At 68.3% G+C, this 25,879-nt stretch carries 23 protein-coding genes; 17 read left to right on the forward strand and 6 right to left on the reverse strand.

Annotated elements, in window-relative coordinates; translation table 11 throughout:
• Positions 1–11 precede the first annotated feature (11 nt).
• The 7 genes from EDM22_RS19320 (at position 12) to EDM22_RS05345 (ending at position 8,047) form a co-directional block, all read left to right on the forward strand.
• Positions 12–206 (forward strand): hypothetical protein, encoded by a 195-nt coding sequence (locus EDM22_RS19320; protein WP_138708034.1) that lies wholly within the window; start codon positions 12–14, stop codon positions 204–206.
• Positions 203–292 (forward strand): potassium-transporting ATPase subunit F, encoded by a 90-nt coding sequence (locus EDM22_RS05320; RefSeq protein ID WP_122936024.1) that lies wholly within the window; start codon positions 203–205, stop codon positions 290–292. Before EDM22_RS19320 ends, EDM22_RS05320 begins: the two co-directional genes overlap by 4 nt.
• Positions 292–1,965: a potassium-transporting ATPase subunit KdpA gene (kdpA, locus tag EDM22_RS05325; protein ID WP_122936025.1), complete on the forward strand. Its 1,674-nt coding sequence runs from the start codon at positions 292–294 to the stop codon at positions 1,963–1,965. The genes EDM22_RS05320 and kdpA overlap by 1 nt, the downstream gene beginning before the upstream one ends.
• 3 nt (positions 1,966–1,968) lie before the next feature.
• Positions 1,969–4,134, forward strand: coding sequence for a potassium-transporting ATPase subunit KdpB (kdpB, locus tag EDM22_RS05330; RefSeq protein ID WP_122936026.1), 2,166 nt, complete (start codon positions 1,969–1,971; stop codon positions 4,132–4,134).
• A 119-nt stretch (positions 4,135–4,253) separates the two neighbouring features.
• The gene (gene kdpC, locus EDM22_RS05335) at positions 4,254–4,865 is read left to right on the forward strand and encodes a potassium-transporting ATPase subunit KdpC (RefSeq protein WP_122936027.1); all 612 of its coding nucleotides are present in this window, start codon (positions 4,254–4,256) and stop codon (positions 4,863–4,865) included.
• A 3-nt stretch (positions 4,866–4,868) separates the two neighbouring features.
• Positions 4,869–7,361, forward strand: coding sequence for a DUF4118 domain-containing protein (locus tag EDM22_RS05340; protein WP_122936028.1), 2,493 nt, complete (start codon positions 4,869–4,871; stop codon positions 7,359–7,361).
• A complete protein-coding gene (locus EDM22_RS05345) occupies positions 7,358–8,047 on the forward strand; it encodes a response regulator (RefSeq protein ID WP_122936029.1) in 690 nt (229 codons plus the stop codon). The genes EDM22_RS05340 and EDM22_RS05345 overlap by 4 nt, the downstream gene beginning before the upstream one ends.
• 203 nt (positions 8,048–8,250) lie before the next feature.
• On the opposite strand, the gene proC is transcribed toward EDM22_RS05345, so the two are convergent.
• Positions 8,251–9,102: a pyrroline-5-carboxylate reductase gene (gene proC / locus EDM22_RS05350; protein WP_122936070.1), complete on the reverse strand. Its 852-nt coding sequence runs from the start codon at positions 9,100–9,102 to the stop codon at positions 8,251–8,253.
• An 80-nt stretch (positions 9,103–9,182) separates the two neighbouring features.
• Between proC and EDM22_RS05355 the strand changes: the two genes are divergently transcribed.
• Positions 9,183–10,145 (forward strand): cation diffusion facilitator family transporter, encoded by a 963-nt coding sequence (locus tag EDM22_RS05355; protein ID WP_122936030.1) that lies wholly within the window; start codon positions 9,183–9,185, stop codon positions 10,143–10,145.
• Positions 10,142–10,978 (forward strand): glutamine amidotransferase-related protein, encoded by an 837-nt coding sequence (locus EDM22_RS05360; protein ID WP_122936031.1) that lies wholly within the window; start codon positions 10,142–10,144, stop codon positions 10,976–10,978. The genes EDM22_RS05355 and EDM22_RS05360 overlap by 4 nt, the downstream gene beginning before the upstream one ends.
• A gap of 145 nt (positions 10,979–11,123) precedes the next feature.
• Here EDM22_RS05360 and tadA read toward each other — a convergent pair whose 3' ends face one another.
• On the reverse strand, positions 11,124–11,609 hold the full coding sequence (gene tadA / locus EDM22_RS05365) for a tRNA adenosine(34) deaminase TadA (protein ID WP_122936032.1): 486 nt from the start codon (positions 11,607–11,609) through the stop codon (positions 11,124–11,126).
• A 49-nt stretch (positions 11,610–11,658) separates the two neighbouring features.
• Here tadA and upp point away from each other — a divergent pair, with 49 nt between their 5' ends.
• The 5 genes from upp to EDM22_RS05390 all read left to right on the forward strand — a co-directional run bounded on the left by upp (position 11,659) and on the right by EDM22_RS05390 (position 16,596).
• Entirely contained in the window at positions 11,659–12,291 is a 633-nt protein-coding gene (upp, locus tag EDM22_RS05370; protein ID WP_122936033.1) for a uracil phosphoribosyltransferase, read from the forward strand.
• A gap of 523 nt (positions 12,292–12,814) precedes the next feature.
• Positions 12,815–13,582 (forward strand): winged helix-turn-helix domain-containing protein, encoded by a 768-nt coding sequence (locus EDM22_RS05375; protein ID WP_122936034.1) that lies wholly within the window; start codon positions 12,815–12,817, stop codon positions 13,580–13,582.
• Positions 13,583–13,811: 229 nt separating this feature from the next.
• Entirely contained in the window at positions 13,812–14,480 is a 669-nt protein-coding gene (locus EDM22_RS05380; protein WP_122936035.1) for an alpha/beta hydrolase, read from the forward strand.
• Positions 14,481–14,833: 353 nt separating this feature from the next.
• Complete coding sequence (locus tag EDM22_RS05385) at positions 14,834–15,295, forward strand: MarR family winged helix-turn-helix transcriptional regulator (protein ID WP_122936036.1); 462 nt, start codon at positions 14,834–14,836, stop codon at positions 15,293–15,295.
• A gap of 23 nt (positions 15,296–15,318) precedes the next feature.
• The gene (locus EDM22_RS05390; RefSeq protein ID WP_122936037.1) at positions 15,319–16,596 is read left to right on the forward strand and encodes an ATP-binding protein; all 1,278 of its coding nucleotides are present in this window, start codon (positions 15,319–15,321) and stop codon (positions 16,594–16,596) included.
• 310 nt (positions 16,597–16,906) lie between these two features.
• On the opposite strand, the gene EDM22_RS05395 is transcribed toward EDM22_RS05390, so the two are convergent.
• The 4 genes from EDM22_RS05395 to EDM22_RS05410 form a co-directional block, all read right to left on the reverse strand.
• Positions 16,907–18,124 carry a family 1 glycosylhydrolase gene (locus EDM22_RS05395; protein ID WP_122936038.1) on the reverse strand — a complete coding sequence of 406 codons (1,218 nt, stop codon included), beginning with the start codon at positions 18,122–18,124 and terminating at the stop codon, positions 16,907–16,909.
• 71 nt (positions 18,125–18,195) lie between these two features.
• Positions 18,196–19,107 (reverse strand): carbohydrate ABC transporter permease, encoded by a 912-nt coding sequence (locus EDM22_RS05400; protein ID WP_122936039.1) that lies wholly within the window; start codon positions 19,105–19,107, stop codon positions 18,196–18,198.
• On the reverse strand, positions 19,107–20,042 hold the full coding sequence (locus EDM22_RS05405; RefSeq protein ID WP_122936040.1) for a carbohydrate ABC transporter permease: 936 nt from the start codon (positions 20,040–20,042) through the stop codon (positions 19,107–19,109). Before EDM22_RS05405 ends, EDM22_RS05400 begins: the two co-directional genes overlap by 1 nt.
• 62 nt (positions 20,043–20,104) lie before the next feature.
• Positions 20,105–21,430, reverse strand: a complete 1,326-nt coding sequence (locus EDM22_RS05410; protein WP_122936041.1) for an ABC transporter substrate-binding protein — start codon at positions 21,428–21,430, stop codon at positions 20,105–20,107.
• Between the two features lie 126 nt (positions 21,431–21,556).
• On the opposite strand from EDM22_RS05410, the gene EDM22_RS05415 reads away from it, so the two are divergent.
• The 3 genes from EDM22_RS05415 (at position 21,557) to EDM22_RS05425 (ending at position 25,455) form a co-directional block, all read left to right on the forward strand.
• A complete protein-coding gene (locus EDM22_RS05415) occupies positions 21,557–22,603 on the forward strand; it encodes a LacI family DNA-binding transcriptional regulator (RefSeq protein WP_245989225.1) in 1,047 nt (348 codons plus the stop codon).
• A complete protein-coding gene (locus EDM22_RS05420; RefSeq protein WP_122936042.1) occupies positions 22,600–24,450 on the forward strand; it encodes a glycoside hydrolase family 2 protein in 1,851 nt (616 codons plus the stop codon). Before EDM22_RS05415 ends, EDM22_RS05420 begins: the two co-directional genes overlap by 4 nt.
• Before the next feature lie 96 nt (positions 24,451–24,546).
• Positions 24,547–25,455: an aldose 1-epimerase family protein gene (locus EDM22_RS05425; RefSeq protein WP_122936043.1), complete on the forward strand. Its 909-nt coding sequence runs from the start codon at positions 24,547–24,549 to the stop codon at positions 25,453–25,455.
• The last annotated feature ends 424 nt before the right edge of the window (positions 25,456–25,879 follow it).

Raw genomic sequence — 25,879 nt, forward strand, 5'->3', positions numbered from 1 at the left:
GTTAGGAAACCGTGAGGATCCTCCCCGCCAGGGCCGCGCGGGTGTTGCATCGGAGACGCAGCACCTCGCTGCCCGCCCGCCGCGCACTGCGGCCCGCGGCATCCGCTGGATCGGGAGTCTCCGTGCTCGACGTCGTCACCCTCCTCGGCGTCATCGCCGTGTTCGCGCTCATCGGCCTCATCGCCAAGGGGGTCGAGAAGCTGTGATCGTGTTCGAGCTCCTCGCCGCGGCCCTGGGCGTCGCCGCCGTGGTGTACCTCGTGGTCGCCCTCGTGAAGCCCGAGCGGTTCTGATGGACGCGCTCCTCGCCGTCGCGCAAGCGGCCACCCTCGTGCTCGTCCTCGCGCTCGTGTACCGCCCGCTGGGCGACTACGTGGCCCACGTCTACACCTCCGAGCGGGATTGGCGGGTCGAACGCGTGCTCTACCGGCTCGTGGGCGTGGATCCTCGTTCGGAGCAATCGTGGACGGCCTATGTGCGCGGTGTGCTGGCGTTCTCGGTGGTCGGCGTCGTCTTCGTGTACGTGCTGCAGCGCGCCCAGGCGGTGCTGCCCTTCTCGCTCGGCTTCCCCGCGGTGCCGGAGGCACTCTCCTTCAACACCGCTGCCTCGTTCGTCACGAACACGAACTGGCAGTCCTACTCCCCCGACGTGACGATGGGCTACACGGTGCAGCTCGCCGGCCTCGCGGTGCAGAACTTCGTGTCGTCGGCCGTCGGGATCGCGGTCGCGATCGCGCTGGTGCGGGGGCTGGCCCGCCGTGGCTCCGGCACGATCGGCAACTTCTGGGTCGATCTGTTCCGCGGGTCGTTCCGCGTGCTGCTGCCCCTGGCGCTCGTGGTGGCGGTCGTGCTCATCGCGGGCGGCGTCGTGCAGAACTTCACCGGCTTCACCGACGTCACGACCCTCGCCGGCAACTCGCAAGCCCTACCCGGCGGGCCGGTCGCCTCGCAGGAGGCCATCAAGGAGCTCGGCACGAACGGCGGCGGGTTCTTCAACGCCAACTCGTCGCATCCGTTCGAGAACCCCTCCGGCTGGACGAACCTGCTCGAGATCGCGCTCCTGCTCGCGATCCCGCTCTCGCTGCCGCGCACCTTCGGCCGCATGGTGGGGAACCCCCGGCAGGGCGCCGCGATCCTCGGCGTGATGATCGTCATCGCCGTCGGGTCGCTCGCCGCGCTGAGCGCGCTCGAGGCGGCCGGCGCGGGCACGGCCCCGCAGCTCGCGGGCGGTGCGATGGAGGGCAAGGAGCAGCGGTACGGCGTGCTCTCGTCTGCCTTGTTCGCCACCGCCACCACGCTGACCTCGACCGGTGCCGTCAACTCGATGCACGACTCCTACACCGCCCTCGGCGGCATGATGCCGATGCTCAACATGATGTTCGGCGAGGTCGCACCCGGCGGCGTCGGCTCGGGCCTCTACGGGATGCTCGTGCTCGCGATCATCGCCGTGTTCGTCGCCGGACTCCTCGTGGGCCGCACGCCCGAGTACCTCGGCAAGAAGATCGGCCCCCGCGAGATCAAGCTCGCGAGCCTGTACATCCTCGTGACGCCCACGCTCGTGCTCGCGGGCACCGCCCTCTCCTTCGCGATCCCGGGTGTGCGCGAGGACGTGGAGTCCACCTCGATCTGGAATCCGGGCGTGCACGGGCTCTCCGAGGTCGTCTACGCCTTCACGTCGGCGTCGAACAACAACGGCTCCGCGTTCGCGGGACTCACGGCGAACACGCCCTGGCTGAACTGGGCCCTCGGCGCCGCCATGCTCCTGGGCAGGTTCGTGCCGATCGTGCTCGTGCTCGCCCTCGCCGGCGGCCTCGCGGCGCAGCAGAAGGTGCCCGAGACCGCCGGAACGCTCCCGACCACGAAGCCGCAGTTCGTCGGCCTCCTCCTGGGCGTCACCGTCATCGTGACCGCCCTCACCTACTTCCCCGTTCTCACGCTGGGTCCCCTGGCGGAAGGGCTGAGCTGATCCATGTCGACCATCACCGAACACGCACCCTCCGGGCACACGCCGCGACCGATGGGCTCCCCGTCGAAGCGCCCCCGCGGCGCATTCGGCATGACACAACTGCTCCAGGCGTTGCCGGGGGCGCTCCGCAAGCTCGATCCGCGCCGGATGTGGCACACCCCCGTCATGTTCATCGTCGAGGTCGGCGCGGCGCTGACCACGGCGATCGCGATCGCCGAGCCGTTCCTCGGCGGCCCCGAGTCGTCAGGGGGCACCGATGTGCCCGTCACGTTCACGTGGGCCATCGCGGTCTGGCTCTGGCTCACCGTGATCTTCGCCAACCTCGCCGAGTCGGTCGCCGAGGGACGCGGCAAGGCGCAGGCCGACACCCTCCGCCGCACCCGCACCTCGACGGTCGCCCGGCTGGTGCGCGGCTACGATCCGGTTCGGGATGCCGCGGCCGAGCGCACGACCGTGACCGAAGTCGCCTCGGCAGACCTGGCACTCGGCGATGTCGTGGTCGTCGAGGCCGGACAGCTCATCCCCGGCGACGGCGACATCGTGCAGGGCATCGCCTCGGTCGACGAGTCCGCGATCACCGGCGAGTCCGCGCCCGTCGTGCGGGAGTCGGGCGGCGACCGCTCCGCCGTCACCGGTGGCACGCGCGTGCTCTCCGACCGGATCGTGGTGCGGATCACCTCGAAGCCCGGGGAGACGTTCGTCGACCGCATGATCGCGCTCGTCGAGGGCGCGGCGCGTCAGAAGACGCCGAACGAGATCGCGCTCGACATCCTGCTGGCGAGCCTGTCGATCATCTTCGTGATCGTCGTGCTGACCCTCAACCCGATCGCCTCCTACGCCGCGGAGCCCGCGTCGATCCCCGTGCTCGTCGCCCTGCTCGTGTGCCTCATCCCCACCACGATCGGCGCGCTGCTGTCGGCCATCGGCATCGCCGGCATGGATCGGCTGGTGCAGCGGAATGTGCTCGCGATGTCGGGGCGCGCGGTCGAGGCCGCCGGCGACGTCACGACACTCCTCCTCGACAAGACCGGCACCATCACCTACGGCAACCGCCGGGCGAGCGAGTTCGTGCCGTTGCCGGGTGTCGCGGTGACCGACCTCGAGCAGGCGGCGTCGCTCGCCTCCCTCGCGGACCCCACGCCAGAGGGCGCCTCGATCGTCGAGTTGGCCGCGCAGCACGGCATCCGGTACGAGACCGCCCCGAACGGCGAGGTCGTGCCGTTCACCGCTCAGACCCGCATGTCGGGCATCGACCTGGCGAACGGCTCGAGCATCCGCAAGGGCGCAGGGTCCGCGGTGCGAGCGTGGGTGGAGACCACCGGGCCGATCCCGTCGGAGGTGCTCGAGGAACTGCAGGGGCGCGTCGAGGTGATCTCGACCGACGGCGGTACGCCGCTCGTCGTGGCTGCGAAGGCCGCCGACGGCGTCGCCCGCATCCTCGGCGTCGTGCACCTGAAGGACATCGTCAAGGACGGCCTGCGCGAACGCTTCACCGAGCTGCGATCGATGGGCATCCGCACGGTGATGATCACCGGGGACAACCCACTCACCGCGAAGGCCATCGCGGCCGAGGCGGGCGTCGACGACTACCTCGCCGAGGCCACTCCCGAGGACAAGATGGCGCTCATCCGACGCGAGCAGCAGGGCGGCAACCTCGTCGCCATGACCGGCGACGGCACGAACGACGCCCCCGCGCTCGCGCAGGCCGACGTCGGCGTCGCGATGAACACGGGCACGTCGGCCGCGAAGGAGGCCGGCAACATGGTCGACCTCGACTCCGACCCGACGAAGCTCATCGAGATCGTGCGCATCGGCAAGCAGCTGCTCATCACGCGCGGCGCGCTCACGACCTTCTCGATCGCGAACGACGTGGCGAAGTACTTCGCGATCATCCCGGCGATGTTCGCCGGCATCTTCCCGGGGCTCGCGGTGCTCAACCTCATGCAGCTGCACTCGCCCGCGTCGGCGATCCTGTCGGCGATCATCTTCAACGCCGTCATCATCGTCGCGCTCATCCCGCTGGCGCTGCGCGGCGTGGCGTATCGGCCGGGCGGAGCTACGGCGATCCTCAACCGCAACCTCCTCGTCTACGGACTCGGCGGCATCGTCGCCCCCTTCATCGGGATCAAGCTGATCGACCTCGTCGTCAGCCTCATCCCCGGGTTCTGAGCCATGCGTCCATCGAGCAACGAGCGCGGCGAGCGTATCGAAACCACACGGTCCGGGTCTCGATACGGCCCCGGCGGGCCGACTCGACCGACGACGACGTCGAAAGGAAACCGACAGACATGAGCGCGACACGTACCGCGGTGCGCACCCACTGGGTCGCGATCCGCGCGATGCTGCTCTTCACGCTGGTGCTCGGCGTCGGGTACACGCTCGTCGTGACCGCCATCGGCCAGCTCGCGTTCCCCGCCCGGGCGAACGGCTCCCTGGTCGCGAACGCCGACGGCGACACGGTCGGCTCAGCCCTGATCGGGCAGTCGTTCACGGATGCCGCGGGCGACCCGCTGCCCGAGTGGTTCCAGCCGCGGCCCTCCGCCGCGGGCGACGGGTACGACGCGGCCGCATCGGGCGCCAGCAATCTCGGGCCCGAGAACCCCGACCTCATCGCCCTCATCGAGGAGCGCAGGGCCCAGGTCGCCGCGTTCAACGGAGTCTCCCCGCAGGACGTGCCGGCCGACGCCGTCACCGCCTCGGCGTCGGGCCTCGACCCGCACATCAGCCCCGAGTACGCTCGGCTCCAGGTCGCCCGCGTCGCCGAGGCGCGCGGCCTGCCGGAGGCCGAGGTGCGCGCACTCGTGGAGTCTCGGATCCAGGCACGGGACCTCGGTTACCTGGGCGAGCCGACGGTCAACGTGCTGCAGCTGAACCTCGCCCTGGCGGAGCTGGAGGGGTAGCGGATGCCACGGGGACGGTTGCGGGTGCTGCTCGGCGCCGCGCCCGGCGTCGGCAAGACCTACACGATGCTCGAGGAGGGCAAGCGCCTCGCGGGCGAGGGGCACGACGTGGTCGTGGCGTTCGTCGAGTCCCACGGGCGGGCCGCCACCGCCGCGATGGTCGACGGCCTCGAGGTGGTGCCCCGGCGCACGGAGGTGCACCGCGGCATGGCCCTCGAGGAGATGGACGTCGACGCCGTCCTGGCGCGCGCGCCCGAGATCGCCCTGGTCGACGAGCTCGCCCACACCAACGCGCCCGGGTCGCGGCATCCCAAGCGCTGGCAGGACGTCGACGACCTGCTCGCCGCCGGCATCGACGTGATCTCCACGGTCAACACGCAGCACATCGAGTCGCTCGGCGACGTGGTGCTGCAGATCACGGGCGTGCCCCAGCGCGAGACGATCCCCGACGCGGTGCTGCGCGGCGCGGACCAGATCGAGGTGGTCGACCTGGCCCCGCAGGCCCTGCGCGACCGCCTCGCGAGCGGGCTCGTGTACCCGGCCGAGCGGGTGGACGCGGCGCTCTCGAACTACTTCCGGCTCGGCAACCTCACGGCGCTGCGCGAGATCGCGCTGCTGTGGCTCGCCGACGAGGTCGAGCAGGCGCTCAAGACCTACCGCGCCGAGCACGGCATCGACCGCAAGTGGGAGGCGCGCGAACGCGTCGTCGTCGCCCTCACCGGTGGTCCCGAGGGTGAAACCCTGCTGCGCCGCGGCGCACGGATCGCGTCGCGCTCGTCGGGCGGCGACCTCATCGCGGTGCACGTCACGAGTCCCGACGGGCTGCAGGCGCGGCATCCGGGCGCCCTCGACCGCCAGCGCACGCTCGTCGAGCAACTCGGCGGCACCTTCCACCAGGTCGTCGGCGAGGACGTGCCGCGTGCGCTCGTCGACTTCGCGAGATCGGTGGACGCCACCCAGCTCGTCCTCGGCGTCAGCCGTCGCTCCAGGCTGGCTGCGGCCTTCACCGGACCCGGCATCGGAGCGACCGTCATCCGCGAGTCCGGCGACATCGACGTGCACATCGTCACGCACGCCGCGGCCGGCCGTACCCTCTCGCTGCCCCGGCTCGGCGGCGCGCTGAGCCGCAACCGGCTCGTCGCGGGCTTCGCCGTCGCGCTGATCGCCGGGCCGCTGCTCAGCTGGCTGCTCGCCACCTTCCGCACGGACTCGTCGATCACGAGCGACGTACTCTCGTACCAGCTCCTCGTCATCGTCGTCGCGCTGATCGGCGGCATCTGGCCCGCACTCTTCGCCGCCGTGCTCTCGGGCCTCACGCTCAACTTCCTCTTCGTCGAGCCCCGCTACACGCTCACGATCAGCGATCCGCGCCAGTTCCTCGCGCTCGTGCTCTACGTCACGAACGCCCTGCTCGTGAGCTACGTCGTCGATCAGGCCGCACGCCGTACCCGGGTGGCCCAACGCGCGGCCGCCGAGTCGCAGCTGCTGGCGACCATCGCCGGAAGCGTGCTGCGCGGCGAGGACGCGCTGCAGGCGATGGTGACGCGCACGCGCGAGGCGTTCGGGCTCACCGGAGTGCGCCTCCTCGTCGCCGGCGAGCCCCGGGTGACCGACGGCGAGCCGGCTGGCGACGAGCGAGTCACGACGGTGCCGGTCGGCGCGGACGCGGTGCTCGAACTGCACGGTCAGGACCTCGCGGCATCCGAGCGGCGACTGCTGCAGGTGATCGCCGCACAGATCGAGCAGGCCATCGAGCACGGCGCCCTCGCTCAGGCGGCCGAGGCCGCCGACGAGCTCGCGGAGACCGACCGGCTGCGCTCGGCCCTGCTGGCCGCTGTCGGCCACGACCTGCGCCGACCCCTCACCTCGGCGTCGGCGGCGGTGAGCGCACTGCGATCCCCCGACCTCGACCTGCCCGCCGCCGAGCGCGCAGAGCTGCTCGACACCGCGGCCGAGAGCCTCGACTCGCTCGCCGAGCTCGTGACGAACCTGCTCGACGTGAGCCGAGTGCAGGCCGGCGCCCTCGGCGTCACGCTGGCGCCGACCGACCTCGCCGACGTCGTCCTCCCGGCCCTCGACGAGCTCGGCCTGGGTCCGGGCGCGGTCGAGCTCGACCTGCCCGATGACCTGCGGCCTGTGCTCGCCGACGGCGTGCTCCTGCAGCGCGTCGTGGTGAACCTGCTGGCGAACGCCGTGCGCCACAGCCCGGCCGACCAACGGGTTCGCCTGGCGGCGAGCTCGTTCCGCGACCGGATCGAACTCCGCGTGATCGACCGAGGGCCGGGCATCCCGCCCGAGCGGCGCACCGAGGTGTTCACGCCGTTCCAGCGCCTCGGCGACACCGACAACGACACCGGCCTGGGCCTCGGACTCGCCCTGTCGAAGGGGTTCATCGAGGGCATGGACGGCACCCTCGAGGCGGACGACACCCCGGGCGGCGGCCTCACGATGGTCGTCACCCTGCCCGCCGCGACCATCGAGGAGCACGCGTCGTGAAGATCCTCATCGCCGACGACGACGAGCAGCTGCAGCGCGCACTCCGCATCACGCTCAACGCGCGCGGATACGAGGTCATCGCGGCGCGCGACGGGGCCGAGGCCATCGACCGCGCGGCGAACGACCGACCCGACCTCATCCTCCTCGACCTGGGCATGCCGCAGGTCGAGGGCGTCGACGTGATCCGCGCGGTGCGCGCCTGGTCGCGGGTCCCGATCCTCGTGCTGTCGGGTCGCACCGACTCTGCCGAGAAGGTCGACGCCCTCGACGCCGGCGCCGACGACTACGTCACCAAGCCGTTCGCGATGGACGAGCTGCTCGCGCGCATCCGGGCCCGCGCCCGCGCGGCGTCCGGCGACGACGCGGATGCCGCGACCGTCGCGGTCGGCGAGCTCGTCGTCGACCTCGCGGCGAAGACGATCCGCGGGCGCGGCGACGGCGGCGGGGCGACATCCGTTCGCCTGACCCCCACGGAGTGGCGACTGCTCGAGCTCTTCGTGAAGAACCCGGGGAGGTTGCTCACCCGGCAGATGCTGCTCGGCGAGGTGTGGGGTCCGTTCCATGCGAACGACGCCGGCTACCTGCGGCTCTATGTCGCCCAGCTGCGCCGCAAGCTGGAACCCGTGCCGTCGGAGCCGCGCCACTTCCTCACCGAACCGGGCATGGGCTACCGCTTCGAGCCCTGACCGCGTTGCCGGTCGCGCAGCGCGTCTTCCCGCCGGTCGAGTAGCGCGCAGCGCGTATCGAGACCCTCCCCACCGCCGGTCGAGCAGCGCGCGGCGCGTCTCGATACCCTCCCCACCGCCGGTCGAGTAGCGCGCAGCGCGTCTCGAGACCCTCCCCACCGCCGGTCGAGTAGCGCGCAGCGCGTATCGAGACCCGCACGCCGTCAGGCGCCGGCCGCGAGCTCCCGGGCGCGGGCGAGGGCGGCATCCGTCGCCCGGTCGAAGAGCCCCGCGAGGTCGGCCTCCTGCAGCACCGCGATGGCGCGCTCGGTGGTGCCCTTGGGGCTCGTCACGCGGCGGCGCAACTCGGCAGGGTCGACGTCGGATGCCGCGAGCAGCTCGCTCGCGCCCCGGAACGTGCCCTGCACCATGAGCGCGGCCTGCTCGGGCGTGAAGCCCTTGCGCACGGCCGTGCGGGTGAGCTCCTCGATGAGCAGGAAGACGTACGCCGGCCCGGAACCCGAGATCGTCGACAGCGCGTCGAGCTGCGACTCGGGCACGACGAGCACGTCGCCGACGGTCTCGAAGAGTGCCACGGCGAGCGCGAGGTCCGCGTCGCTCGACCGCGTGCCCGCCGAGACTCCCGTGACGGCGCGCCCCACGACCGCGGGCGTGTTCGGCATCGAGCGGATGACGGCGACCGACGAGGGCAGCAGCGACTCGAAGGTCGCGACGGTCACGCCGGCCGCGACGGAGACGACGAGGGTGCCGGGCTCGAGCGCGTCGGCGATCTCGCGGAGCAGGTCGGGCACCATCGCGGGCTTCACCGCGACGACCACGATCTTCGCGCCCACGACGGCACGGCGGTTGGCCGCGGCATCCGACTCGGTGGCACAGGCCGTGACGCCATCGAGCGCGTCGAGCTCGGCCGCGTTGGCCGCCGAGCGGTTGGTCGCACGGATGCCGCCGTCGACGACGACCCCCGGCTGCAGCAGCCCCGAGAGGATCGCGCGGGCCATGGACCCGGCCCCGAGGAAGGCGATCGACGGAAGCCGCACGGCCGTTTCAGCACTCATGCCGACCATCCTAGGATCGCGGCTCCACAGCCCTCGGCCGGGCGTAACCCGACCCGGGAGGTCATCCTAGGATTGACCGCATGAGCGCATCCGGAGGCACCAAGGCCATCATCGCGGCATTCCTCGCCAATACGGGCATCGCCCTGACGAAGTTCATCGCGTGGTTCTTCTCGGGCTCCGCCTCGATGCTCGCCGAGGCGGTGCACTCGGTCGCCGACGCCGGCAACCAGCTGCTGCTCATCTTCGGCGGCCGCCAGGCGCGCAAGGAGGCCGACAAGGAGCATCCGTTCGGCTACGGCCGCGAGCGCTACGTCTACGCCTTCGTCGTCTCGATCATCCTGTTCTCGGTCGGCGGCGTGTTCTCGATCTACGAGGGCATCGACAAGCTGCAGCACCCGCACGAGCTCGAGGTGTGGTGGCTGCCGATGCTCGTGCTGTCGGTCGCGATCGTGCTCGAGTCGTTCTCGCTGCGCACCGCGGTCAAGGAGTCGAACCACGTGCGCGGCAAGCTCAGCTGGATCCAGTTCGTGCGGCGCGCGAAGGCCCCCGAACTGCCCGTCGTGCTGCTCGAGGATGTCGCGGCGCTGTTCGGCCTCGTGTTCGCGTTCATCGGCGTGGGCCTCACGGTCATCACGGGCAACAGCGTGTTCGACGCGATCGGCACCCTCTTCATCGGCACGCTGCTCATCGTGGTCGCGATCGTGCTCGGCATCGAGACGAAGAGCCTCCTCGTGGGCGAGGGCGCGACCGACGCCGACTACGACAAGATCGTCAAGGCGATCCTCGCCGGCCCCGAGGCCGACCGCATCATCCACATGAAGACCCTCTACCTCGGCCCCGACGAGCTGCTCGTGGCCGCCAAGGTCGGCTTCCACGCCGACCAGCGCCTCATCGAGGTGTCCACCGCGGTCAACGTCATCGAGCAGCGGGTTCGCGAGGCGGTGCCGGCGGCGCGCGTGATCTACATCGAGCCCGACGTCTACGTCGACCCGAACCTCTCGGCACCGCCCACCGACGCCATCGTCATCAAGGGCCTCGAATGACGGATGCCGCAGACCCCGCCGGTCGAGTAGGGAGCGGAGCGACCGTATCGAGACCCGTCGGCGATCTCGATACGCCTCCTGCGTCGGCTACTCGATCGGCGTTCCCCGCCGGCCGCACCGCACTGATCCTCCGCCACGACTCGGCCATCGGGCTCGGCAACCTCGGGCCGGTGCTCGAGGACCACGGGTACGAGCTCGTCACGGTCGACGCCCCGCACGCGGATGTCGCCGCCCTCGACGCGCTCGCTCCCGACGTCGTGGTGGTGCTCGGCGGCGACGAGGGCGCCTACGAGACCGACACGTACCCGTACCTCGCCGACGAGATCGCGCTGCTGCGGGAACGGATCGCAGCGGAGGCGCCCATCTTCGGGGTGTGCCTCGGCGCGCAGCTCCTCGCCGCCGCGCTCGACGCTCCCGTCTACCGCGGCGAGCGCAAGGAGGTCGGCTGGCTCGGGGTCGACGTCACCGACGCGGGCGCGTCCTCGCCCGTCCGGCACGCCCGCGGCATCCGCTTCGTGCAATGGCACGGCGACACGTTCGACCTGCCCGAGGGCGTCGAGCGCCTCGCGAGCTCGCCCGCGTACGAGAACCAGGCATTCGCCCGGGGCGACTGGCTGCTCGCGGTGCAGTTCCACCCCGAGGTCACGTCCGAGATCCACGAGGACTGGCTGCGCGAGTGGGGCGACGAGCTGCCCGAGTACGGGCTCACGGTGGAGCAGCTGCGCGCCGAACGCGCGACGTGCGGGCCGCTCGCCGAGACGGCGTCGCGGTCGATCCTCGCCGAATACCTGGAGCGGCTCGAGCAGCGGCGCGCGATCCCGCCGATCGAGTAGCCGACGCAGGAGGCGTATCGAGATCTCCGACAGGTCTCGATACGCTCGCTCCGCTCGCACTCGACCGACGGGCTCGCCGATCGAGTAGCCGACGCAGGAGGGGTATCGAGATCTGCGACGGGTCTCGATACGCTCGCTCCGCTCCCTACTCGACCGGCGGGGCCGGCCGGCGCAGCGGATCCTCGAAGAAGTCGCGCAGCAGCGTCGACGCGGCATCCGCCTCGACACCCGCGTAGACCTCGACGCGGTGGTTCAACCGCCGGTCGCGCAGCACGTCGTAGAGCGAGCCCGCAGCGCCGGCCTTCTCGTCCCAGGCGCCGAACACGACCGTGGGGATGCGCGCGGCGACGATGGCGCCCGCGCACATCACGCACGGCTCGAGCGTGACGACGAGGGTGCAGTCCACGAGGTGGCGGTCACCGGTGACGCGGGCCGCCTCGCGGATGGCGAGGAGCTCGGCGTGGGCGGTGGGGTCCTCGTGCAGCTCGCGCTCGTTGCGGCCCGTGGCGATGACCTCGCCGTCGCGCACGACGACGGCGCCGACCGGCACATCGCCCGTCGAGAGGGCGGCGGATGCCTCGGCGAGCGCGAGCCGCATCCACTCCGCGTGCTCGGGCAGCTGCACCGGCATCCTCTGGCCCCTTCTCACTGGCGGAACCCCCGCAACTAGACTCGAGCCTATGCGAGTCCACGTTGCCGACCACCCGCTGATCACCCACAAGCTCACGGTGCTGCGCGACGCCCAGACCCCGTCACCGATCTTCCGCGCGCTCGTCGAGGAGATCATGACGCTGCTCGCCTACGAGGGCACGCGCGGGGTGCGCGTCGAGCCGGTCGACATCATCACGCCGGTCGCGCCCACCACGGGCGTGCGCATCGCCGACCCCAAGCCGCTCATCGTGCCGATCCTGCGCGCCGGCCTCGGCATGCTCGACGGCATGGTGAAGCTCCTGCCGAGCGCCGAGGTGGGGTTCCTGGGCATGGCCCGCAACGAGGAGACCCTCGAGCCCACGACCTACGCCGAGCGCCTGCCCGACGACCTGAGCGACCGGCAGTGCTTCGTGCTCGACCCGATGCTCGCGACGGGCGGGTCGCTCATCGCGGCGATCGAGTTCCTGCTCGCGCGCGGAGCTACGGACGTCACGGCGATCTGCATCCTCGCGGCCCCTGAGGGCCTCGAGGCCGTCGAGAAGGCGATGTTCGGCCGTGAGGTCACGGTCGTGCTCGGCGCGGTCGACGAGAAGCTCAACGAGCACGGCTACATCGTGCCCGGACTCGGCGACGCGGGCGACCGCCTCTACGGCACCGTCTGACTCGCTCGGCTTGACAGCGCCCGCCCACGCGCGGGCGCGTCAGCGTTCGAAGGATCTTCGGCTCAAGACACGCCGGACCGGGTGCTCTAACGAGAAGATTCTTGAAATCGGCACTCTATCGCAGAATCTTGCACCGGATGTCTCGTGCTGGTCGATCCTGCCGAGCCGTCGCCGTCACCCGCACCCCGTGCGACGTCACGGGGCGTCATCCGATCGTCACGAATTGACACATGCCGAATGGTGGGTTTTACTCACTCTCATGACTGACACCGCACGCCCCCTGAACGCCCTCGAGGCTCAGAGGACTGCCGGCATGATGATGCCGGCGCGTGCCCCCATGTGTTGTCGAATGTGCCGCTGACCCGCGCCCCTTCCGCCGAACCGTCAGCCCGATCACATCCCGATCGGCTCGGTCTCCGCTGAACCTCCGCACCGCAGGGGTTCGCCCGGCCGTCCCGGCCATTCGCTGTCGACCCCGAGGATCGGGGTCCGTCGACGCACCCTCAGCACAAGGATTCCCGCCATGTCTCTCGCACTCGCACCCACCGTCCGCACCGCCACCACGCTGACCGCCCCGTCGAGCCCGGTCTCGCTCGCGCCGCGCCCCGCCCAGTCCGTTCCCGCCGCCGCCGCGGCGCAGGCATCCGCCCCTCGCCCCGCCCAGCCCCGAGTGCGCGCCGTGCCCGAGGGCACCGAGGCGCGCGGCTTCGTGCTCTACGTCGGCATCGACGAGTCGAAGGCCGAGGCCGACGGCACCACGCTGCACCGCATCGTCGAGGCGCTGCGCGCGCTCACCGCCGACATCGCCCCGTCGGCCGAGACCTACGCCGCCGTCGCGCTCGCCCCCGAGGGCGCCGGCGGCCGCGACGTCGACGTCGTGCGCCTGGCCCTGCAGGACCCCGCCGCGCTCGCCAAGCAGCGCGAGGCCCAGGGCGCGGCCGACGACACCGACCGCCACCCCAACGGCGTCATCATCGACATCTCCCGCAAGCGCGTGCTGCTCGACGGCGAGGCCGCCGGCCTCACCTACAAGGAGTTCGAGCTGCTGCAGTACCTCGTGCTGCGCGAGGGCCGCACGATCGACCGGCACGAGCTCATCGAGCGCCTGTGGGCGGCCGACGAGGAGGCGCCCAACGAGCGCACCATCGACGTGCACGTGCGTCGCCTGCGTTCGAAGCTCGCGCACTACCAGGACATCGTGCGCACCGTGCGGGGCGTCGGCTACCGGTTCGACCGCCACGCCGACGTGTCGATCCGCCAGGCCTCGACGCCGAGCCCCGACGTGTTCTGATCGGGCCCCGACGCCCGAGCATGAGAGACCCCCGGCCGGGACACCGGGGGTCTCCTGCTGTCCGGCCGGGCGCCGGCCCTCCCGCACCCGCCCGACCGCCGCGCCATCAGCGCTCGACGCTGCCGTCGACCGACGCGGCGTCGGATCCGAGCTAGGATGTTGGTTGTTGCAACAACTAACTGCGAGCGCGCGAGTTGCTCGCGAGGCGTTCGACGAGGGAGAGACCGCCATGACGATTCGGATCGACGACGCTGCCGCGGTGCGCGGCGGGGCGACCGCCGCGGGCGCTCCCCTCGTGCTGCTGCTGCACGGATTCGGATCGAGCGAACGCGACCTCCCCGGGATCATGCCGCACCTTCCCCGCGACCTCGCCTGGGCCTCGTTGCGCGCGCCGCTCGCACTCGGCAACGGCGGTCATGCCTGGGTGCCGATCACCGTGCCCGGGCGTCCCGACCCCGGACTCGTCGGCGCGAGCACGACCGCGGTGCTCGACTGGCTCGACGAGCACGTCGCCGCGACCACCCCCGTGATCCCCCTCGGGTTCTCGCAGGGCGGGCTGATGGCGACGCAGCTGCTCCGGAACCGGCCCGAGCGCTTCGCGGCGGCCGTCGTGCTGGCCGGATTCACGCTCGACGGCTCGCTGCCCGGCGACGCCGAGCTCGCCGTCGCACGTCCGCCCGTGTTCTCCGGGCGTGGCGACGCCGACCAGGTCATCGCCGCCGACGCGGTTGCCCGCACCGACGCGTGGCTGCCCGGGCACGTCACGCTCACGCGGCGCACCTACGGCGGCCTCGGCCACGGCATCTCGGCCGAGGAACTCGCCGACGTCTCAGCCTTCCTCGACGACGCCGTGCTGGCCCCGCTGGGACTCGCGACCGCAGCCGACGGAGGCGCCTGATCCGAGCCGCCCCGGGTGCGCGCTTGCCCACATGGCCGCCTGGGTCGCGGCATCCGCAACACCCCCGGCGGGCCGCCCGCAGAACCGGTTTCGGGACTCTCCGAAAAATCACAGATTGATAACTAGCGCCCGTTACCGATCCGTTATACATTGGTGCGTGCACCGGTTGTTTGCTGTGGCGGCCGGTGCGGAATGTGATTGCAGGACACTCTTGGTGCAAGGGCGAGGGCCGGTCGTCAGCCTCTACGACCGGCCCTCAACCATGTGTACTGGGGCTTCCCCTTCGCCCCGGAGTCCCTATCCTTGGATGAGTCTCGGACATCCGACGGAGGGAGCCTCGCTTGGCTGATCGCATGGTGGCGGTAGCCGCCTGGGAATCGCTCTTCCGGGCCCAGGTCTCGGTGATGCGAACGCTCCACGCCGAGTTCCCGTCCGACATCATGTCGCTCAACGAGTACGACGTGCTCTTCAACATCTCGCGTGCGCCCGGTCGGCAGCTGCGACTGAAGGAGCTGAATCGCAACGTGCTCATCACGCAGCCGAGTGTGAGCCGCCTCGTCGACCGACTCGTGGCGCGCGGGCTCGTGCGCAAGCACGACGACCCCGACGACGGGCGGAGCACGATCGTGGAGCTCACCGACGAGGGGTTCGCGCTCTTCCGCACGGTGGCGATCCGTCACATGGAGGCGATCACCACGCGCGTCGGCGACGCCCTCGACGACGCCGAACTCCGCGAGCTGACCGAGCTGTGCGATCGGCTGCGAGAGTCCGAGGCGGCCACGTCGGCACCGCCGGCTGCGAACGCGCACCGCTGAACCCTGCGCCCGAGGAGGCACGCATGGCCAACTGGCGCATCCGCGACTACCACGCCGACGACGTCGACGGCATCCTGCGGCTCTGGGAGCAGGTCGCCGCCGCGGACGCGGAACCCGTGTACAACCTCGCAGAGGTGCTCGCCTCGTGCGCGAAGGACCATGCGGTCGTCGCCGTGAGCGGCGACCACATCGTCGGAGCGGCCGTCGGCCGTGCCGCCCACGCGCAGGGCTGGGTCGTCTTCCTCGCCACCGCCGCCGACTCCCGGGGGCGGGGCATCGGATCGTCGCTGCTCGCCGCCCTCGAGGCGCGCATGGCCCCGTCGGGGGTGGCGAAGCTCTCGGCGCTCATGCCCGCCGCGGAGACCCGTGTCGGAGTATTCCTGCACCAGGGCTTCGAGCTGAAGCAGGACCTGCACTACTTCGAGCGGCACATCCCCGTGCAGCGGGAGGAGTTGAAGCTCCTCGCCGAGCTCGGCGGCCGGGTGCTTCCCCGCGGGCTCTGGGACGCCGTCGGGGGCATGACCGCCGAGAAGGAGCTGCTCGAACGCCGACTCGTGCTGCCGCTCGCGCAGCCCGAGCTCGCGGAGCGCTTCGGGGTCGCGCCGCCGCGCGCCGTCGTGCTCTTCGGCCCGCCCGGGACGGGCAAGACCACCTTCGCCAAGGCGATCGCGTCACGACTGGAGTGGTCGTTCGTCGAGGTGTTCCCCTCGCGCCTGGCCGCCACCCCCGGAGCGCTCGCCGGTGCGCTGCGCGAGACCTTCCTCACGATCTCCGAGCTCGAGCACGCGGTCGTCTTCATCGACGAGGTCGAGGAGATCGCCTCCCACCGCCAGGGCGAGCCGCCGTCGCCCACCCAGGGCGTGACGAACGAGCTGCTGAAGATCATCCCGGCATTCCGCGAGCAGCCCGACCGGCTGCTCATCTGCGCCACGAACTTCATCCGCTCGCTCGACTCCGCGTTCCTCCGGCACGGCCGCTTCGACTACGTCATCCCGATCGGCCTGCCCGACGAGGAGGCCCGCACCGCGATCTGGGGTCGCTACATCCCCGCGGCCGCGGTGGACATCGACGTCAGCGCGCTCGTGGAGATGACCGACGGCTTCTCGCCCGCCGACATCGAGTACGCGGCCCGCAAGGCGTCGCAGTCGGCGCTCGAGAACGCCGTCCACTCGGGCGAAGCCGATGCCCGCGGCCCCCACATGGAGGACTACACCGCCGCGATCGCCGCCACCCGGGCGACGGTGTCCCCCGAGGTCGCCGCGGAGTTCCTCGAGGACATCAAGACGGTCGGGCGCCTGTAGCCGGCGCGCCGCATCGCCGGTTCGTTCCGATTCCGGGCGTGACGGTGGGGCGGGAACCCGTTTTTCGCCGTTGCGTCGACGGCTCTGGTCGTCAGCTTCCGCGGAATTCCGGGCTTCTTGGCTCACAAACCTGCCCGTCGATCGTCGGTGGTTCCAGTCCGATTGTGGGCAAACTGTGGGCACGTGGCCGCTCCATGCTGACAACAGAGCGGCCGCGTATTCCACCGTTCGAAGTCGGGGTACGGTCGCGGCAAACCCCGCTGATGTGGGGCGCACAGCCGCTTTACCGCGACAGGACCGACTGACCTGGCTACTTGCTCGCTGTGGCGTGCGACCGGAATGCGTCGAACGCGGGGGTGTGGTGCCGCTGGAGTTGCTGGTCGGCCCCGCGGACGAGGTCGATGAGGCCCATGTGCACGAACCAGTGGTCGGGAGTGTGGTGGTCGAGGCGGTAGAGCCAGTCGACCAGAGTGAAGAAAGGGAACCAAATGTACGCGAGCACCGGATGTCCTTCTTCACGGAGCGCGTTCACCTCGGTAAGGGACTCTTCCAGCCATTCCAGCCGCGCCTCGACCGATCCGCCCCGTGAGGTTTCGGTGATCGCCAGCGGAAGCCCGTAGCGTTCGGAGTACACCTCTACCAGGTCGCGGAGTCCGGCGGTGCCTGCCTCAACGGGTTGAGTCGTACCGGAATCGTCCATGCTGACGGTCGTGAATCCAGGGTAGTAATTCACGCCCAGCACGTCCGGTGTGACCGGGTTGTGTGCGAACCAGTCGAGGTCCGCCCCGGTGACGCCGTGTTCCGCCAAGTAGGAACGCAGCGGATGCTTCTCACCTACCCGGCCCATTGCGAGGTCGAGGATGATGAACCGTCGTTCCTCGAGCAGCTCACGCGAGAGCGGCGTGGTGTCGCCTTCCCACCGGAAGCCCGCCTCGACGTGGACGAATGTCGCCGCCGGATTCACAGCCTCGATCTCCTGCTGGGTGCGGACCAGCCCGCGCGCGAGAGCTACTGCGACTCGGACGAACCCATCCTGGCCTTGCAGGTTCGGCGGCCAGACGCCGGTCTCGCCACAGTAGATCGCGTTGATCACCGGTTCGTTCAGCGGAGTGAAGTCGTCCCAGACTCCGGCGTAGCGTTCCGCGACCGCTCGAGCGTAGCTGGCGACACGCTCTGGATACGCCGCGTTCGCGAAGGAGTTCTCGAGCCATAGCGGTGTGCCGTAATGCATGAGGTCGACGACGCAGCGGATTCCGCGATCGTTCATGTGCGCGGCGACCTCGTCGAGCCATCGCCAGTCGAACTCGCCTGGTCGTGGCTCGACGAGGTACCAGGGAATGCCCCACCGAAGCAGTTCGGCGCCGCTGTCAGCGACATGATCAAGGTCAGAGCGCCAGTTCTGGTAGTGCTGTGTCAATTCGTACTCGTCAAGCTTGCGATGGCCGAGAGCTTCCTGGGGGATGAAGGTGTCCTCGATTCCCACGCCGAAGTGCAGTCGTCCGTCGTTTGTCCACTGCGCAGAAGCCACAGTCTTCCTTTCTGGTGTTGCCCTGAGTCGTTAGAGAAGTGCTGCACGGGCTGGGTCAGCTCAGCCGTGAGTCACTTGAGGCCGGTAGTGGCGATCCCAGCGACGAAGCTGCGTTGAATGACGAGGAAGAACACGATGACCGGCAGCAGCGCGAGCAGTGCGCCAGCCATCAGAAGCCCGTATTCCACTACGTGCTGCCCCATGAACAGGGCGAGGCCGGCCGGCAGAGTCGCCGACTCCACGTCCGCCGACATGATCAGAGGCCACAGCAGGTCATTCCAGTTGTACTGGAAGTGGAATAGGCCGAGGGTCAACAGTGCTGGCTTCGCAAGCGGCATGATCACACCCCAGTAGATGCGCCATTCGCTTGCGCCATCAACGCGAGCCGCTTCTTCAAGGTCCCGCGGCAGCGATAGGAAGAACTGTCGAAGGAAGAAGATGCCGAATGCGTTGGTCATCCTCGGGATGATCAGTCCGGGAAGGGTGTTGGTCAGCCCGATTCCGTTCAGCATGTCGTAGAGGGGGATGAGGGTCACCTGGAATGGAATCATCAGCAGCAGCAGGATGAGGACGAGGACGACGCCGCTGCCCCGGAACTCGAGACGGGCTAGCGCATACGCCGCCATCGAATCGAAGAGGAGTGAGATCAGCGTGACACTGCCGGCGAAGATGATCGTGTTCAGGTACAGCTGAGCGAAGGGGATTCGCTCCCAGACCTCGGCGAAGTTCTCGAACGTGACCTCGCGCGGCCACAGCGTTGGCGGGTAGGTCACGATGTCGGTTTCCGGCTTGAAGGCGGTGAACGCCATCCACAGCACCGGCAGGAGCATCGCAAGGGCGATCACGATACCGGCAATGACGGTGAGCCACTTCCAGATGGAGTAGGTCGAGACGATCGATCCTGAACGCCTTGAGCGCTTCGACTGTGCAGAGCCCCGGTGCTCGTCGGGCTGCACAGTCTCGTTCACGAGGGTTACGGTCATCAGTACCTCACCTGCTTACGACGGAAGTAGCCATACTGGATCATGGACAAGAGGAAGACGAAGATGAGCAAGACGATGGAGATGGCGGCGCCGTAGCCGAATCGCAGTTCCTGGAAGCCTTCGCGATAGATCAGCATCACGATCGTCTCGGTCTTGAAGAAAGGCCCACCCCGGGTCATGACATAGATCTGGTCGAAGGCTTGAAGCGTCGCGATGAGTGCGAGTACTGACACCAGGAGCGTCTGGTTGGACAGCAGAGGCAGGGTGACGTTGCGGAACCGCTGCCACGCGCCGGCGCCGTCGAGGCGGGCCGCCTCGTAGAGCTCCTCGGGAATCGACTGCAGCCCGGCCAGGTACATCACCATGTAGAACCCCACGAACTTCCAGACGCCGACGAACATCACCGCACCCATGGCGGTGTTCGGATCGCTGAGGAGGCCCTGTTCTGTTACCACACCGATCTGCGCGAGCCAGTACGAAAGCAGTCCGATGTTCGGGTCCAGGAGGAACGTCCAGGCGATCGCAATGATCCCGAGCGAGACGATGAACGGCAGGAAGATCGCGGTCCGGACGAAAGCACGTCCGACGAACTGCCGGTTGAGGAAGAGGGCAAGCGCGAGGGAGAGCCCGACCGTGATCGGAGTGACGACCACGGCGTAGAGGACCGTGTTCCAGAATGCGTTCCAGAATGCGGGATCTTGCAGGAGTTCGATGTAGTTGTCGAATCCGACCCACTCTGCGGCCCTGATCAGGTTGTAGTCAGTGAGCGACAGGTAGGCGGCCTGAACCATCGGATACAACATGAAGGCCGTGAGGATCACGATCGCCGGAGCAAGAAAGAGCCACGCCGTGAGCTCCTGTTTCCGGGCGAATCGGCCCCTGCGCCGCGACGCGCGCACGGTCTCGGAGAGGCGGGTGGATTCAAGAGTCGTCATTGATCTTCTCCAGGTGACTGGGGCGCCGCGCAGGGGGACGCGGCGCCCCAAGCTTGGCGGTGCTACTTATCGAGCTCGGCCTGTGCCTGCTTCGACGCCTCGGTGAAGAGGTCGTCGACCGACCCCTCGCCGTTGAGGGCCTTCTGCAGAGCCGGAGTGAACACGTTCTCCATGATGGTTCCGCCCGCGGCCACGCCCGGCATGAGGACGCGCGCGTTGCTCGTCACGTCCGAAGCGCCGAAGATCGCGGGGTACGGGCTCTCCGTGATGTCAGCCGCGACATCCGAACGCGTGGGGGGGAAGCCAGAACCGTTAGCCCACGTGATCTGCCCCTCCTTCGAGTTCCAGTAGGCGAAGAACTCGTATGCCGCTTCCTTGGTGGTGGCATCCGCGTTGGCCGGCACGGACATCGACACGACATCCGCCAGCGTGACGCTGTCCGTCGGTCCGGCGAACGCGGGTGCCAGTCCGTAGTTGAGGCCGGCTTCATCGAATCCGGTCGTCATCCAGGGGCCCACGATCTCGATCGCGGCCTTGCCCGTCTGGAACAGCTTGTCAGCATCGGCACCGGCGAGTCCGACCGGAGAAGCGTTCTTCTCTCGTACGAGATCGACCCAGAAGTTCAGCGCCTCGAGGGTCTCGGGCGTGTCGAGGAGCGACTTCTCGCCGTCCTCGTCAACGATGCCTCCGCCGGTGTTCCAGAGGAACGTCGGGTACATCGGCACGGTCTCGTGGTCGGCCAGTGCGATGGCGTACTGCTCGGGCTTGCCGTCGCCGTCCTCGTCCACGGTCAGCTTCGGTACCATCGCAGCGAACTCGTCCCACGTCTTCGGCGGGGCCTCGGGGTCGAGACCCGCCGCGGTGAAGAGGTCCTTGTTGTAGTACATGAGCATGGTGGCGAGGTTGACGGGGACGCCATAGTTCTTGCCATCGAACACCGACGCCTCCGCTGCTGCAGGCGTCAACGCATCCGACTCGTAGTCGGCGTTCTCGTAGTAGTCGTCCACCGGCTGGAAGAGTCCCTCCGATGCGTACTGAGGGAGCCGCGATGCAGACATCGCGACGATGTCCGGCCCGTTCTTCCCTGCCACCGCGGTAAGCACTTTCTGGTACAGAGTGTCCCACGGCATGATGTTCGTCTTGACGGTGATGCGGTCCTGGGACGCGTTGAAGTCAGAGACAACCTGCTCGAGCGCGGGTCCGTCGGGTCCGGTGAATCCGTTCCAGAAGTCGAGTGTCACCTTGGCGTTCGGATCAGCCTCTTCCGCGGATGACTTGCCCTGACCCGCGCATCCCGCGAGAGCGAGCGCGGCGACGGCAAGCGCGGCCGGGACGACGGCGAGCCGCCTCCGCGCCCGACGTCGGGTGGAGCTGCGGTGCTGTTGCATGACATTCCCTTTCGTAGTTCATCGTTGAACGAATGATGGCGTTTCAAGTTATACACCGACCGGTAATCGTTGTACAGCCCTACGGTAATCGTTGTACAAGCTGCCCCGGATGTGCGAAGGTAATCGTTGAAGGACGACCTCTCGATGATGCGAGTGCGCGATGCTCTCGCGGAAGGGAATACGGCGGTGAACCGAACCACGCTGAAAGATGTCGCCGACCACGTGGGCGTCTCCGCGAAGACCGTGTCGAATGTGGTGAACGGCACCGGATGGGTAAGCCCCGAGCTGCAAGAGCGCGTACGTGAGGCACTCGTGAGTCTCGGGTATCGGCCGAATGCGGCCGCTCGCCAACTCCGTAGCGGCCGCAGCGGCATGGTCGCTGTCGCATTGCCCGAACTGAGCCAGCCATACTTCGCCGAGCTCGCTTCTGAACTCGTGCGTGCTGCGCAGGATCGCTCGATTACCGTGCTGATCAACCAGACGAACGGCGACCGTGACAGCGAACGTCGACTGAGTGACGGCGTCGGTCTGCCAGTCATGGATGGTCTCATCTTGAGCGCACTTGCGCTGAACGCCGACGACCTGGCACACCGGCTCGACACGACTCCGCTCGTGCTCCTCGGCGAGCACATCGGTCAGAGCCCCTTTCCGCACGTGACGGTGGACAACACGCTGGCTGCTCGAGCTGCGACAGACCATCTGATCGCGCGGGGTCGGAAGCGCATCGCCGCCATCGGGGCCCAGGTGGAGGGTCCGAACGAGACCTCCATGCTTCGCCTGGCGGGGTACCGTGAGGCGCTAACCGCCGCCGGTCTGCCCTTGGACGATGACCTGGTCATGACCGTGGAAGCGTTCCACCGCAGCGACGGTGCCTCGGCTGCCAACCGGCTTCTCGACAGCGGGGTCGGGTTCGATGCGGTCTTCGCGTTCAATGACCTGCTCGCGCTCGGCGCGATGCACGCACTAGCTGAACGGGGCGTTCATGTGCCCGCCGATGTCGCTGTCATCGGGTTCGACGACATCGATGAGGGACGCTACAGCACCCCGACCCTCACATCCGTTTCGCCCGACAAGGCAGCGATCGCGCGGATAGCGCTTGATCTGGTCCTCGAGCCGGGCCCCGCGATCGAGACTTCCATTCCCTTCAAGATCATCAAGAGAGCGAGCGCATGAGCACCACGACCAGTCCCAGACATCTTCCCGATCCGGTGAATCAAGACGGTCGCTATCCTCGCCCGCAGCTCCTTCGGGAGCACTGGAGCGACCTGACCGGCGACTGGGACTTCGCGTTCGCACAAGACCTCCAGTCCGCCAACCCGGGGGCCGTGGTCTTCGACCGCCAGATCACCGTTCCGTTCCCGCCTGAGTCGCCGGCCTCGGGCATCGGAGACACCGGATATCACCCCGTGGTCTGGTACCGCCGAACCTTCGGCCCGACTGCGATCCAGACGAGCGGACATGGCGCCGATCGCCCCACGCTGCTGCTGCACTTCGGTGCGGTGGACTGGGCCGCCGAGGTCTGGTTGAACGGTACGTTCCTTGGCCGGCATGAAGGTGGACAGACCCCGTTCTGGTTCGACATCAGCGACGCCGCCACCACGGACGCCGACAACGAGCTCATCGTCCGCGCCGTCGACGACCCGCACGACGTGTCCCTCCCCCGGGGCAAGCAGGACTGGCGCGAAGACCCGCACTCGATCTGGTACCACCGCACGACGGGAATCTGGCAGCCGGTGTGGCTGGAATCCGTGCCGCAGCAGTACATCCGCGAACTGGCGTGGGAAGCGGACGTGCCCAATGCCGCCATCGACCTCGAGATGACCCTCAATGCTGGGCCACTCAACGGCAGCTGGGCGCACATCACCATCACCTATGAACACGCGGTTCTCGCAGAGTCCCGGCAGCTCCTCATCGACCAGACCACGCACCTTCGGATCGGGCTACCGGCCCAGCGGAACGGACAGCAGTACGAGGAGCTGCTCTGGAGTCCCGACCATCCGAGACTGATCTCCGCAAGAATCGAGCTCGAGCTCGCATCCAATCAGCCTGGTGATCTCCTGGCGAGTGGGGACGCGGTGGCGAGTTACTTCGGGCTCCGAAGCGTCGAAGCAACCGAGCGAGCGTTCCTCCTCAACGACCGACCGATCTACATGCGCTCCGTACTCTCACAGAACTACTGGCCGGAGTCGCATCTTGCCGCACCGTCACCGGACGCGCTACGGCGAGAGGTGGAGCTCATCAAAGCGCTCGGATTCAACGCCGCCCGCGTCCACCAGAAGGCCGAAGACCCTCGATTCTTGTTCTGGGCGGACCGGCTTGGTCTTCTCGTGTGGGGCGAGACCGCCAGCGCGTACGACTTCAACCCGCGTGCGATCGCACTCCTGACCAACGAGTGGGTCGAGCTGGTGCGGCGCGATCGGTCTCATCCGTCGATTGTCGCTTGGGTGCCGTTGAACGAGAGTTGGGGCGTTCAGCACATCTCGCACGATCCCCGCCAACAAGCCTTCAGCCGAGCCATTGCGGATCTTACGCGGGCGGTCGATGGGACGCGGCCGGTTATCTCCAATGATGGCTGGGAGCACACGGATTCCGACATCTGGACCGTTCATGATTATGACGGCAACCCCCAGAGTCTCGCCGCACGCTACGGATCAACCGAGGCGGTCGCCGACTTGCTCGCCGGCTTCGGGCCGGCGGGCCGGCGAATGTCGACGACGCTCGAAGACCGCGATCAGCCGGTGATGCTCACAGAGTTCGGCGGCGTGAGCTTCATCGAGGATGACATCAGGGGTGCATGGGGATACAGCTCCGCTGAGAATGCATCACAGTTCGAGGAACAGGTCACGGGACTCCTCCGCGCTGCGCAGTCCTCGCCTGTCCTTGCGGGCTTCTGCTACACACAGCTCACGGATACCGGCCAGGAGACGAACGGCCTACTGCGGGCGGATCGGTCACCGAAGATCCCGGTCGAAGCCATCCGAGAAGCGGTCCTCATGGGTGATGGGAATTCGAATCACTGAACTACGCGAGCGTGCGCTTCGGGACGCCGAGGTCGGCTTCAGGCTGGCACAGCCAAGTCGCGGACGTCTACGGAACCGTCAAATAGGAGAGACAAGATGCGACCACCTTCCGGTGACCAGCATGAACTGAGCTTCGGCGAATACGAAGCCACCATCACGGGAATCGGCGCCAGTCTGCGACGGCTCACGTACCGCGGCCGAGATCTCGTGCTGCCGTTCGAAGTCGACAGCATCCGACCGGCCTACTCTGGCGCAATTCTGGCACCTTGGCCCAACAGAGTCATCGATGGTCTCTACGAGTGGGACGGCGGGAACTACCAGCTACCAATCAACGAAGTTGACCGGCAACACGCGCTGCACGGGCTTGTCGTCTGGCTCGAGTTCACGCCGACTCGTCGGACCACGAACCTCCTGCAACTCATCGGGATCATCGAACCCCAAGACGGATACCCCTTCCGTGTCGAGTTACGAATCACGTACCGCCTTGATGAGGCAGGACTCCGCACTTCGGTTGCCGCGACCAACCTGGGCAACCGTCCTGCCCCCTACGGTGTCGGTCCTCATCCATATCTGGTCGCCGGAGATGGAGTGGTGGACGATTGGGTCCTCGAACTGGCAGCCGATGAAGTCCTGACCGTGACAGAAGACCGACTGATTCCTCTCGATCGAGTTGCGGTCACGTCCTCCGAACTTGACTTCAGAGCAGGTCGTGCAATCGCTTCTACCGTTATCGATCACGCCTACACATCGCTGGCACGTGACCAGCAAAGCCGCGCGACAGCGCGATTGACTGGCCCCAACGGCACCGGCGTGGGCATGGCGTGGGGTCCAGAGTGCGGCTGGGTGCAGATTCACACGGCGGATGGCTCCGACCGGGCCGGACTCGCCGTTGAACCAATGACATGTCCCCCCGCAGCCTTCAATACGGGTATCGACCTCCAATCCTTGACGCCGGGATCCACTCATCGAGCCGAATGGACGATCTTTGCGGTCGAGAGGTACTGACCCGGATGGTCATGGACATTTCGTGCCTTGCCGGTGAGATTGGCCCAATTACACACCGACATCGCGTGGCACGTGTGGGCGGAAAGTGGGCAACCGCGCAATCAATGGAGAGACGACCTGCCGCCAACACCGTGACTCAGCGCGAACGGGCGCGATCAACGTGATTGAAACGGTGGGGCGGGAACCCTACCTCCCGCCCCACCGCGGCCTCAGAGAGGCCAATCCCGCCGAGCGACCCGAACTGAGCTCGGCGAGCACCTCCCGAGGGACCGGAGCATTGGGACATCCGGTCTCATCGCGGCCGCGAACGGCTGTGTGTCGGGTTCGGGTACCCGACTCGGGTTTCTCGAATCGTAACCCGACGGTCACTCAGTTGCAGTTCCCCCGACCGGGGGACAGTGCCGATCCGAGGACGGTCGAGCGC

It is taken from the genome of Agromyces tardus, from assembly GCF_003710805.1.
Taxonomy (GTDB): Bacteria; Actinomycetota; Actinomycetes; order Actinomycetales; family Microbacteriaceae; genus Agromyces; species Agromyces tardus.